Source organism: Sphingobium sp. (genome assembly GCF_032153725.1).
Lineage (GTDB): Bacteria > Pseudomonadota > Alphaproteobacteria > Sphingomonadales > Sphingomonadaceae > Sphingobium.
In genome coordinates this window covers 1-12026 of the sequence record NZ_JALDYQ010000107.1, presented here as the reverse complement: position 1 = coordinate 12026, position 12026 = coordinate 1, and the positions used below count along the sequence as shown (strand labels likewise).

The 12026-nt window shown below is 62.3% G+C and carries 12 protein-coding genes; 9 read left to right on the top strand and 3 right to left on the bottom strand.

Going from position 1 to position 12026, the window contains the following annotated elements:
• From RUH75_RS22010 to leuA, 6 genes are all read left to right on the top strand, one after another.
• On the top strand, positions 1 to 278 hold a 278-nt coding region (locus RUH75_RS22010; RefSeq protein ID WP_313809335.1), incomplete at its 5' end, for a thiamine pyrophosphate-dependent enzyme.
• Between the two features lie 10 nt (positions 279 to 288).
• A complete protein-coding gene (locus tag RUH75_RS22005; protein ID WP_313809334.1) occupies positions 289 to 633 on the top strand; it encodes a hypothetical protein in 345 nt (114 codons plus the stop codon).
• Positions 633 to 1148: an acetolactate synthase small subunit gene (gene ilvN / locus RUH75_RS22000; protein WP_313809333.1), complete on the top strand. Its 516-nt coding sequence runs from the start codon at positions 633 to 635 to the stop codon at positions 1146 to 1148. Before RUH75_RS22005 ends, ilvN begins: the two co-directional genes overlap by 1 nt.
• A 118-nt stretch (positions 1149 to 1266) precedes the next feature.
• The gene (ilvC, locus tag RUH75_RS21995; RefSeq protein WP_313809332.1) at positions 1267 to 2286 is read left to right on the top strand and encodes a ketol-acid reductoisomerase; all 1020 of its coding nucleotides are present in this window, start codon (positions 1267 to 1269) and stop codon (positions 2284 to 2286) included.
• Between the two features lie 135 nt (positions 2287 to 2421).
• A complete protein-coding gene (locus RUH75_RS21990) occupies positions 2422 to 3045 on the top strand; it encodes a YceI family protein (RefSeq protein ID WP_313809331.1) in 624 nt (207 codons plus the stop codon).
• A gap of 265 nt (positions 3046 to 3310) precedes the next feature.
• Entirely contained in the window at positions 3311 to 4984 is a 1674-nt protein-coding gene (leuA, locus tag RUH75_RS21985; RefSeq protein ID WP_313809330.1) for a 2-isopropylmalate synthase, read from the top strand.
• Positions 4985 to 5029: 45 nt separating this feature from the next.
• Here the strand turns inward: leuA and RUH75_RS21980 are convergent, their stop codons facing one another.
• A complete protein-coding gene (locus RUH75_RS21980) occupies positions 5030 to 6391 on the bottom strand; it encodes a M20/M25/M40 family metallo-hydrolase (protein ID WP_313809329.1) in 1362 nt (453 codons plus the stop codon).
• A gap of 187 nt (positions 6392 to 6578) precedes the next feature.
• Here RUH75_RS21980 and RUH75_RS21975 point away from each other — a divergent pair, with 187 nt between their 5' ends.
• Positions 6579 to 7880 carry a dicarboxylate/amino acid:cation symporter gene (locus RUH75_RS21975; protein ID WP_313809328.1) on the top strand — a complete coding sequence of 434 codons (1302 nt, stop codon included), beginning with the start codon at positions 6579 to 6581 and terminating at the stop codon, positions 7878 to 7880.
• A 42-nt stretch (positions 7881 to 7922) separates the two neighbouring features.
• Positions 7923 to 9266: a methylenetetrahydrofolate--tRNA-(uracil(54)-C(5))-methyltransferase (FADH(2)-oxidizing) TrmFO gene (gene trmFO / locus RUH75_RS21970; protein WP_313809327.1), complete on the top strand. Its 1344-nt coding sequence runs from the start codon at positions 7923 to 7925 to the stop codon at positions 9264 to 9266.
• 4 nt (positions 9267 to 9270) lie between these two features.
• Here the strand turns inward: trmFO and RUH75_RS21965 are convergent, their stop codons facing one another.
• Positions 9271 to 9735, bottom strand: a complete 465-nt coding sequence (locus tag RUH75_RS21965) for a hypothetical protein (protein ID WP_313809326.1) — start codon at positions 9733 to 9735, stop codon at positions 9271 to 9273.
• Positions 9736 to 9746: 11 nt separating this feature from the next.
• Entirely contained in the window at positions 9747 to 10388 is a 642-nt protein-coding gene (locus RUH75_RS21960) for a hypothetical protein (protein WP_313809336.1), read from the bottom strand.
• A 145-nt stretch (positions 10389 to 10533) separates the two neighbouring features.
• Between RUH75_RS21960 and RUH75_RS21955 the strand changes: the two genes are divergently transcribed.
• Positions 10534 to 12026, top strand: a 1493-nt coding sequence (locus tag RUH75_RS21955) for a TadE/TadG family type IV pilus assembly protein (RefSeq protein WP_313809325.1), incomplete at its 3' end; no start/stop codon positions are given.

Here is a 12026-nt window from a genome sequence, read left to right as displayed (position 1 = left end):
GCCGCTATTCCAACAGCTATTCGGACAGCCTGCCCGATTTCGTGAAGCTGGCCGAGGCTTATGGCTGGACCGGCATCCGCATCGAAGGGCCTCAGGAACTGGAGGCGGGCATCCGCCAGATGATCGACACGCCCGGCCCGGTGATCGTGGACTGCCGCGTGGCGAAGCTTTCCAACTGCTTCCCGATGATCCCGTCGGGTGCGGCGCATACCGAAATGCTGCTCGACCCCAGCCAGGTCGAAGGCATCATGTCGGATGAGGCAAAGGCTTTGGTTTGAGGATGGGGGCGTGACGCAACATCTGAAGCTCCGCATCCATGTGAGCGAACCCTTTGATTTCGAACGGATTGCCGGCACTGCCGAGCTGAAAGGCTGGACAGTGGATCATGCCGATCCGGAGAGTGAGGATTGGGAAGTTCATCTGGATGAGGGCTTTGATTTCCACGAGCGCCATATCGGCCGCCTGCTGGTCAGCCCCCGTTATGTGGGCGAGCATCTGGCCCGGATGTTCGATGCGATTGCGGGCTTTCCCGTCCGCATTGCCCATCGCGACGACGGCGGCTGGCACTACGCCTTCACGGGCATGATTTCAGAGCGCCATGAGCACGAAGAACCGGATAACGGAACGATCTGATGCATATTCAGGAAGAAATAAGCGAGCGGCACGTCCTGTCGCTGACGGTTTCCAACGAAGCGGGCATATTGGCGCGCATCGCGGGCCTGTTCACTGCGCGCGGCTATAATATCGACAGCCTGACCGTGGCGGACATCACCCCCGACCATGCGATCAGCCGCATCACCATCGTCACCAGCGGCCCGCCCAAGGTGATCGACCAGATCATGGCGCAGCTCGACCGTCTGGTGCCGGTGCACAAGGTCACCGACCTGACCGAAAACGGTCCCTTCGTCGAGCGTGAACTGGCGCTGGTCAAGGTCGCCGGCGTGGGCGAGGATCGGATCGAGGCGCTGCGCCTGGCCGATGTCTTCCGCGCCAAGGTGGTCGACACGACAATAGAGAGCTTCATCTTCGAAATCACCGGCACCACGGAAAAGATCGACAATTTCATCGCCCTGATGCGGCAGATCGGCCTGATAGAAGTCGGCCGCACCGGCGTCGTCGGCCTGATCCGCGGCAAGGAGCCGAACTGAAGAATCACCCCTCTTCCCACGGGGAGAGGGAGGGTGAGGGCGAAACCCCTTCCCCCGCGCAGGTGGTACAATCAAAGGCTCCGCAAGGCGCCAACCGGACTGAAAGAAGGAACGTCACATGAAGGTTTATTACGACCGCGACGCGGACATCGGCCTGATCAAGGGCAAGAAGGTCGCCATACTGGGCTATGGCAGTCAGGGTCACGCCCATGCGCAGAACCTGCGTGACTCCGGCGTTGCCGAAGTCGCCATCGCGCTGCGTCCCGGTTCGTCATCGGCCAAGAAGGCCGAAGGCGCGGGCTTCAAGGTCCTCTCGAACGCTGATGCCGCCGCATGGGCCGACGTGTTCATGATCCTCGCCCCCGATGAGCATCAAGCCGAAATCTACGCCAAGGACGTTCACGAGAATCTGAAGCCCGGCGCTGCGCTGGCCTTCGCGCACGGCCTCAACGTCCATTTCGGCCTGATCGAGCCGCGCAAGGATGTCGACGTCATCATGATCGCGCCCAAGGGTCCGGGCCACACCGTGCGCGGCGAATATGTGAAGGGTGGCGGCGTGCCCTGCCTGATCGCCATCCATCAGGATGCGACCGGCAACGCGCATGACATCGCCCTGTCCTATGCTTCGGGCGTTGGCGGCGGCCGCAGCGGCATCATCGAAACCAACTTCCGCGAAGAGTGCGAAACCGACCTGTTCGGCGAGCAGGCCGTGCTGTGCGGCGGCGCCACCGCGCTGGTCCAGGCTGGCTTCGAAACGCTGGTCGAAGCCGGTTATGCCCCGGAAATGGCCTATTTCGAGTGCCTCCACGAACTGAAGCTGATCGTCGACCTGATGTATGAAGGCGGCATCGCCAACATGCGCTACTCGATCTCGAACACCGCCGAATATGGCGACATCAAGACCGGCCCGCGCATCATCACCGACGAAACGAAGAAGGAAATGAAGCGCGTCCTCGCCGACATCCAGTCGGGCCGCTTCGTCAAGGACTTCGTGCTCGACAATCGCGCCGGCCAGCCGGAACTCAAGGCCAGCCGCATCGCGGCCAAGCGCCACCAGATCGAGCAGACCGGCGAGCAACTGCGCGCCATGATGCCCTGGATCGGCGCGAACAAGCTGGTCGACAAGGACAAGAACTAATCCCTGGCCGCCATTCCGGAAACGGAATGGCGGATAGACGATCCGGTAACCCTTCGTTTCCGGTTACGGCTATGGAACAATCAGGGGACGTTGCCTATTCTGGCGGCGTCCCTTGATTGCTTTTCCGGAGAACCCATGCGCAAATTTCTGATCCCAGCCGCCGCCCTCATCGCTTTTGCCGGTGGCAGCGTCGTCGTCGCCCAGCAGATGCCACCCGCGCCCGGCGCGAAGGACCCCGCCCGCGTCACCGCTGGCACCTACACGATCGATCCCGGTCACACCCAGATTCTCTTCGCCTATGACCATATGGGCTTTTCCAACAATATGGGCGTCATTTCCGAATCAACCGGCACGCTGACGCTCGATCCCAAAAATCCGACCGCCGCCAAGGTTTCGGTCGAAGTTCCGGTCGCCAATCTCAGGACCGGCGTCGCCAAGCTGGACGAACATCTGATGAAGCCGGAATTTTTCGATTCCGCCAAATTCCCCAAGGCGACCTTCGTGTCGACCGGCGTGAAGGTGCAGGGCACCGAAGCCGAGATCAGCGGCAATCTCACCATCAAGGGCATTACCAAGCCGGTGACGCTCGACGCCGAATTTTACGGCGCGGGCAAGGCTCCCGCAATGATGGGCGGCAAGGAAAATATCGGCTTCGTCGCTACCACGACCGTCAAACGCAGCGATTTCAACATGAGCTATGGCGTGCCCATGGTCGGTGACGCCGTGGAACTGAAGATCGTCGCGTCTTTCCAGAAATAAGCGACGCGATCCCCCTCCCGCGTGCGGGAGGGGGGAATTCGCCATCCCCGCCACCCCTTGCGCTTCCCCGCCCTTATAGGCTATGGGGCAAAGCATCATGCAGCGCGCGCTTCTTCCCCTGCTACGACTTACACGCCCTTAGGCGTGGTTTTTGTGCTGCCTTCGCTTGAATGACGCGGCAATACGCCTAAGGGCACTAGCAAGCAGATAGTCGTACAACCGGGCAGGAAGCGATCCGCCCGTATGCAGAGAAGTCATTTTCGTCATGATGCTGAACGATCCCTCGCTGAAGTACCGCGCCTTCCCCCAGGTGGACCTGCCGGGCCGCCAGTGGCCGAGCGCCGTCATCACATCCCCCCCGCGCTGGCTGTCGACCGACATGCGCGATGGCAACCAATCTCTGATCGATCCCATGAACGCGGAGAAGAAGCGCCGCTTCTTCGACCTGCTGGTGAAGGTCGGCGTCAAGGAGATCGAGGTCGGCTTCCCCAGCGCGGGCGCGACGGAGTTCGACTTCATCTCCGGCCTGGTCCGCGACGGAGCGATCCCAGATGACGTGTTTCCGCAGGTTCTGACGCAGGCCCGCGAGGACCTGATCGCCACCACCTTCGAATCCCTGCGTGGCGCGAAGAAGGCGATCGTCCACGTCTACAACGCCGTGTCGCCCGCCTGGCGCAACATCGTGTTCCAGATGGACCGTCCGCAGATCAAGGAAATCGCGATCAACGCGGCGAAGCTGCTGCGCGACAATGCCGCGAAGCAGCCGGATACCGACTGGCATTTCGAATATTCGCCGGAAACCTTCTCGACCGCCGAACTGGACTTCAGCCTGGAATGCTGCGAGGCGGTGATCGACATCCTGCAACCGACGCCGGAACGGCCGCTGATCCTGAATCTGCCCGCCACGGTCGAATGCGCAACCCCCAATATCTATGCCGACCAGATCGAATGGATTTGCCGCAACATCAGCAAACGCGACAGTGTGGTTATCTCGCTGCACACCCATAATGACCGTGGCACCGGCGTCGCGGCGGCTGAACTGGGCCTGATGGCGGGCGCGGACCGCGTCGAAGGCTGCCTGTTCGGCAATGGCGAACGCACCGGCAATTGTGATCTGGTGACCGTCGCGCTGAACATGTACACGCAGGGCATCAATCCGGGCCTGGATTTCAGCGACATCGATGAGGTCATCCAGACCGTCGAATATTGCAACCAGCTGCCGGTCCACCCGCGTCATCCCTATGCGGGCGAGCTGGTCTTCACCGCCTTCTCCGGATCGCATCAGGACGCGATCAAAAAAGGCTTCGCCGCGCAGGAGGCGCGCAACGACCAGATCTGGGACGTGCCCTATCTGCCAATCGATCCCAAGGATCTGGGCCGCGATTACGAAGCCGTGATCCGCGTCAATTCGCAGTCCGGCAAGGGCGGCGTCGCCTGGGTGCTGCAACAGGACAAGGGGCTGAAACTGCCCAAGCGCATGCAGGCCGACTTTTCGCGCATCGTGCAGGCGCTGGCCGATGAAAGCAGCCGCGAGTTGAACGCCGCCGATATCTGGGCCGCGTTCGAAAGCCATTATCGCCTGTCGGGCGAGCAATCCTACAGCCTGATCGACTATCATGAGAGCGGCGCGGCGGGTGATCGCATCTTCACCGGCAAGATCACGCACAAGGGCGGCGAACGCTCCATTTCCGGGCGCGGCAATGGCCTGATCTCCTCGGTTCTGGCCGCGTTGCGTGATGAACTGGGCGTCGATCTGGAGGTCGCGGATTATAGCGAACATGCCATCGGCGCAGGCACGGACGTCGCGGCCGCCGCCTATGTCGAATGCCGCACGCCCGATGGCCGGACCATCTTCGGCATCGGCACCGACACCGACGTCGCCACCGCCTCGGTTCAGGCCGTGCTGTCCGCCGCGAATAGCGTCGCCGCGCTGCACTGATCGTTTGAAATCATCCCTCCGCCCGTTCCAACCGGGCGGAGGAGATTATTGCGCCAGGGCCTTCACCACGCGCTCCCACTGATCGAGCGCGTCAGCTATTCCGGCAACCGGCACGCGTTCGTCCAGTCCATGGGCAAAGCCGTCCTCGCCCCGCTGGAACAGGCTGGACACGCCATAGCTCGCCACCCCCAGCGCCCGGAAATAGAGGCTGTCGGTCGCTCCCGCCGACATGGAGGGGATGACGGGGATTTTCGGATAGCGCGCCCCTACCACCTCCGTCACCGCCTTCACGACATCCTCCCGCAGAGGCGATGCATCGCTTGCCATAGGATCGTCCAGCGTCATGATCGCCGCGCCCGGATCGTCGATCGCCTGCGCCAGTTCCGCCTTCACCACGTCGATGGCAATGCCCGGAAAGATGCGGCAGTTGACATTCACACTGGCACGTTGCGGCAACGCATTGAGCGCATGGCCTGCCTGCGCCATGGTCGCGACGCAGGTCGTCCGCACCTGCCCGACGAATTCGGGATATTCCGACAGCAGCTCTGCTGCCTTCCTGTCCCCCGTCGCGGCATAGCGCCGCATCGCCGCGCCCACCGTTCCGCCGATGCGGCCAGCCGAAAGCGACAGCGAAGCCCTGGTCAATTCATTGCGCATCGGCGCGAAGCGATAGGCCGCGATCCGGTCGATCGCCCGTGCCAGCCGATAGATGGGATTGCCCGGCGTCGGCGCGCCGCTATGACCACCGGCATCGGTGAAGGCGATCTCGAAATCCGCATAGGTCTTTTCACCCGCCTGCAACTGATACAGCACGGCATGGCCCGCTTCATCCAGCAGGCCCCCGCCGCCATCTCCGTTCAACAGCAGCTCGGCATCCCTATATTTCTCCGCCAGTGCCCGGGTCGTGCGCATATGGGTTTCCTCGTCGCCCGACAGCAGCAATATGACGCTCCGCCGCGGCTGCCAGTGCTCTTTCCTGAGGCTGGCGAGCGTCGCCACCATCATGGCGACATCATATTTATTGTCCTCCGCGCCCCGACCGAAAATATAGCCATTCTCCTCCACGGGCACGAACGGATCACGCGTCCAGTCCGCCGGATTGGCCGCCACCACATCCATATGGCCGATCATCAACAGAGGCTTCAACTGCGGGTCGCTGCCCCGGATGGTCGCCGCCAAAGTCGCCGTCTCGCCCATCGGCGTGATCTCGATATCCCTCGAAGCAAAGCCCGCCTGCTTCAGCACCGACGCATAATAAGCGGCAAGGCGCGGAACCTGCCGCTCCCCTTCCACGGTGCGGAAGGCGATCGACTTCATGAGCATGGTCCTCGCCAGCGCCGGATCGCCTGCGGCCGACGCGGCCTGTGGCAGGGACAGGGCGATCAGAACCGCCGACCATCTCGTCAAATCGCATCTCCATGCTGGATTTCACCATCCCCTGTGGCATAGCGGATCGCGGCGGCCAATGGGTTTGGCCGTCAAGCCGCGGAAAGAGGGCGTCCTTATCCGCATTCACCCGATAAAGAATTGCTTGCGCGCATTGGGCCGGCTCGCTCCCCATATCGCGCGCCGGTCGCCCAAAGGATATGAGCCCATGGCCCTCAACTATCGCAGCTTCGGATTTCAGGTTCTTGCCGGCATGGCCATCGGCCTGGTGCTGGGTCTGCTGGCGCGATCCATGGGTTCGGGGCCGGACGGCGATCTCAACTGGCTGGCTACCGCGCTGAAAACCACCGGCTCCATCTTCGTTTCCCTGCTGAAAACCGTCGTGCCGCCTTTGGTTTTCGCGGCCATCGTCGCATCCATCGCCAACCTGCGCGCGCTCGACAATGCCGCGCGGCTGGCCGGGCAAACCCTGCTCTGGTTCGCGATCACCGCGCTTATCGCCGTAGTCATCGGCCTGGCTATCGGGCTGATCGTCCAGCCGGGCGCGGGCCTGCGGGGAACGGCTCTGGCGGTGGAGCAGCCCGCCAGCTTCGGCGGCTGGCTCGATTTCCTGAAAGGACTGGTCCCCGGCAACAGCCTGGCCCTGTCGGCCAGCACCAAGGTGGAGGATGGAGGCGCGACCACCAGCCTGTCGTTCAACATCCTCCAGCTGCTGGTCGTCTCCATCGCGGTCGGACTCGCCACGCTGAAGGTCGGGGAAAAGGCGGAGCCGTTTCTCGCCTTCGTCCGCTCGCTGCTGGCCGTGGTACGCGCCATATTGGGCTGGATCATCCGTCTGACGCCCATCGGTTCGGCCGCCCTGATCGGTAGCGCCATCGCGACCTATGGCTGGAGCGCGCTGGCCCAGCTGGGCAGCTTCGCGGGCGCCGTTTATCTGGGCCTCGCCTTGGTGCTGCTGGTCGTCTATCCATTGCTACTGGCCGCCAACGGCCTGAAACCCCTGCCCTTCTTCGCCAAGGCATGGCCGGCGATCCAGCTCGGCTTCGTATCGAGATCCTCGGTCGGGACCCTGCCCGTCACCGAAACCGTGACTGAGCGCATGGGCGTGGAAAAGGGCTATGCGGCCTTTGCGATTCCACTCGCCTCGACCACCAAGATGGATGGCTGCGCCTCCATCTACCCCGCGCTGGCGGCGATATTCGTGGCGGGCTTTTACGGCATTCCTCTCCACGCAGCGGACTATGCGCTGATCGTCTTCGTGTCGGTCGTCGGATCGGCCGCCACGGCGGGCCTGACGGGCGCGATCGTGATGCTGACGCTCACGCTATCGACGCTTGGCCTGCCGTTGGAAGGCGCGGGGCTGCTGCTCGCCATCGACCCCATCCTCGACATGGGCCGGACCGCCGTGAATGTCGCGGGTCAGGTGCTGGTTGCAACCATCGTCGCCAAGCGGGAAGGAATATTGGACGAAATCGCCTATTATGGAGAGGCCGAATTGGCCACGGCCTGAGAGCGGTTGACCTGCGGCGCGCGCAGGACCATGGGTCTGCCCATGGCACGGCATCAGGTTCACATCATCGGCGGCGGCCTCGCCGGGTCGGAAGCGGCATGGCAGCTGGCGCAGGCCGGCGTGAAAGTCCGTCTGTCGGAAATGCGCGGGTCGGGCGACATGACGCCCGCGCATCAGACCGAGGGATTGGCCGAACTGGTCTGCTCCAACAGCTTCCGCTCCGACGATGCGGACAAGAATGCCGTCGGCCTGCTCCATCAGGAAATGCGGCGCCTGGGTTCGCTCATCATGGCGCAGGCGGAACCGGCCAAGGTGCCCGCCGGGTCAGCGCTGGCAGTCGATCGCCATATCTTTTCCGATGGCATCACCCGCGCGCTGACCGGGCATCCGAATGTGGAGATCGTGCGTGAACGCATCGATATCCTGCCGAACGAGGGCATGACCATCGTCGCCACCGGGCCGCTGACCGCGCCTTCACTCGCCGCCAGTATCGGCCAGGCGGCGGGGATCGATCATCTCGCCTTTTTCGACGCCATCGCGCCGGTGGTCCATTTCGACAGCATCGACATGGACAAATGTTGGATGGCCAATCGTTGGGACAAGATCGGCCCCGGCGGCGGCGAGGGGAAGGATTATATCAACTGCCCCATGAACCGGGAGCAATATGAGGCCTTCGTCCAAGGCCTGCTCGACGGCGAAAAGACCGAGTTCAAGGAGTGGGAAAAGGACACCCCCTATTTCGAAGGCTGCATGCCGATCGAGGTGATGGCGTCGCGCGGCCCCGAAACGCTGCGCCATGGGCCGATGAAGCCGATGGGCCTCGATGATCCGCGCACCGGCCGCTGGCCCTATGCCGTGGTGCAGTTGCGGCAGGACAATGCATCGGGCACGCTGTGGAACATGGTCGGCTTCCAGACCAAGCTGAAACATGGCGCGCAGACCGAGTTGTTCCGGACCATCCCGGGGCTTGAAAAGGCGGAATTCGCGCGGCTGGGCGGGCTGCATCGCAACACCTTCATCCAGAGCCCCAAATTGCTCGACGCCACGCTGCGCCTGAAAAGCGCGCCGCATATCCGCTTTGCGGGTCAGGTAACGGGCTGCGAAGGCTATGTCGAAAGCGCGGCCGTCGGCCTGCTGGCAGGGCGTTTCGCGGCGGCGGAGATATTGGACCAGCCGCTCGCGCCGCTGCCGCCCGAAACGGCATTGGGCGCGCTGCTCGGCCATGTCATCGGCAATGTCGAAACGGCGGACTATCAACCGATGAACGTCAATTTCGGCCTTTTTCCTCCGCTTGACGACGTCAGGAAAAAGCAGCGGAAGGAGGCCATGACTGCCCGCGCCCGCGCGGCTCTGGGTCAGTGGCTGGGCGAACTTCAGCCCGCCTGACGGTTCAACATCTGCATTTCGGCGCAGCCGGACGTTTGGGCGCGGTCGTCACGAACTCGGCGGGCGTCAGCTTGCCGTCGCCATTGCCATCGGCCTTGGCAAAGCGATCCGATGTCGTCACCGCCCACTCCTCGAAAGAGAGGAGATTGTCGTTGTTCCGGTCAAGCGCCTTGAACGCCTTCACCCGGCTGCCCATCATCTCGACCCGGGTGATGACGCCGTCGCGGTTGTGATCGTAGCGGCCAAAGCGCTTCTGCTCGCGGCTTTGCGGCGATGCTTCACCGGGCATGGGCGGGGCATCCCCGACGGCATCGGGATCGCCCTCCGGCAGCGCCTCGACCGCGGGCGGCGGCGGTGATCCGATCAGCGGCTGGGGAATGGCCTCATTGCTCGCCCGCCCCTGCCACCAGAACAGCCCCCCAGCCGCCAGCAACAGCGCCGCCATGGCCCCCGCCAGAACTCGCCCCACCTGAAATCCCCCTATCGTCCCATCAATGCGACGCGCATCAATCTCAGATATAGCGCGGGGGTCAATCCCGGCGGTGAAAAATGGCCTTTTTCAATGTCATGACGCGCAAGATGATAGGCAATGCGCAAGGGGCGCCATTCCCCAGGCCACACCGGCTTCCCGGTCAGAAGATGCGCCCGCGCCATCGCAACCGCTTTGCCGGCTACAGCGCCATCGCCGATATGGCCCGCCAAATCCCACAGCGCCCAGACCGCGCCCGCCTGGACCAGCCATGATGGAATATCGTCCCGCCCCGCCAAGGCGCGGAACAGGCCCCCGCCCCGCCCTTCGGCATAGGCGAGCAGGTCGACCTCCCCGATCAAGGCTTCCCATCCGTCCAGCCATTGCGAAAGCCCGTGCGGGGGCGCCATCTCCAGCTTCCGCATCGCATCGATCAGCGGCTCGCCTTGCCCCTTGACGCCGCTTTCATCCGTCAGGGCGTCGTTCCACCAGGCAAGGCGCATCTGTCCGATCATCGGTTCGCTGGTTGTCGCCACCAACCGTGCGAACCGCGCATCGAGCGTCCAGACGAGCCGATGACGGGGCGCGTCCTCCCCAGCATATACGCTCAATAATGAGGCCAGAGGAGAGAGATCACCGCTCACCCTAACGATCCACATATATCGATAGAAATGGTTTTCGCTGACATTATCAGCTTCTTAACCATGGCTGGCATAATGATCCTAACAACTGCCCCTTTATGGGCAATTGGCTGCCCTGCCGGAATTGGGGGTGTGGGGCAAGTAAAGGCAGCGGATTATGGGCGATCGGATCAAGCGCGCACTGTTCATTCTGATGCGGCTTTACCACAATCAGACGGGCAACACCCTGGCGATGGTCGCAGCCGCGATTATTCCGCTGCTTGGATTGGTTGGCGGCGGTGTCGACATGAGCCGCATTTATCTCACCAAATCGCGAATGCAGCAAGCTTGCGATGCCGGCGCGCTGGCTGGCCGTCGCATGATGGGCACCGGCAGCTGGGCGGCGAACAGCAATGCTGCCAACACAGCCGCTGTCAACATGTATAACGCCAATTTCCAGGCTAATAGCTATGGTAGCACCAGCACGGCGCCCAGCTATAGCGAAAGCAGCGGCACAGTGACCGGAACGGCATCCGCTACGCTGCCGATGACGATCATGAAGGTATTTGGTCAGACCAGCAAGACGATCACCGTCTCATGCTCGTCCAAGATGGAAATTCCCAACACCGACGTGATGTTCGTGCTCGATACGACCGGGTCGATGGCCGACTGCGCTGACGGAACGCGCTGCTATAGCAACAGCAGCTCGAAGATCGCTGGCATCAAGAAGGCCGTTAAATGCTTTTATGAGGCACTGGCCAAGATCGACACTGACGCCGACTGCGGCAGCACGCCCAGCGGCAGCAACAATCCCGGCGTGCAATTGCGCTTCGGCTTCATGCCCTATTCAGTCAATGTGAACGTCGGAAAGCTGTTGCCCGCGTCCTATATCGCGGACAATTGGACCTATCAATCTCGCAAGGGCGTATTCTACCAGCCTGGCGCGCCAATTCCCGGTTCATCCTATAATGAGACGGCGACAAAATCGAGCAACAGCAGCTGCACCAGCTGGGCGACCAGTGACACGGCGACAGGTTTCCCATCCACGTCTCAATATCCTTCCCTGGCAAGCTTCACCGTCTATACCAATGACTATACCAAGGTGAGCTACGACAAGAATACCGACACTTGCGTACGCCGTGTGGACCAGACCAGTGTCGTCTATACCCTGGATGACAATGGCACCTACTTCCACACATGGATTTACGCTCCGACCTTGACCAACGTGAGTTCGGTCAAAACCAGTCCCTATCAGCTAACCACCAGGATCGGCACCGATGGCGCCAGCCGGACGATCACATGGGACGGATGCATCGAGGAGCGTGCCACCATCAAGCAAAGCAGCTACGAACCGATAGAGGGCACGGGTGGCGCCGTAGCGGCAGGCGCCAGGGATCTCGACATCGACAGCGTACCTACCAGCGATGCCAACACCCAATGGAAGCCCGCGTTGGCCGGTCTGATCTTCGCCCGGCAAGTGTCAGGCAATTGGAGCGCGCTTAACAGCACCACGCCTATCATAACCGATTCCGACTATTATAATGTCGGCTCTACCTGCCCAGTCCAGGCTCAAAAGCTCCAAGTATGGAGCGGTGCAACAGCGTTCGACAATTACGTCGACTCTCTCGTCGCTGGCGGAAATACCTATCATGACATCGGCCTGCTATGGGG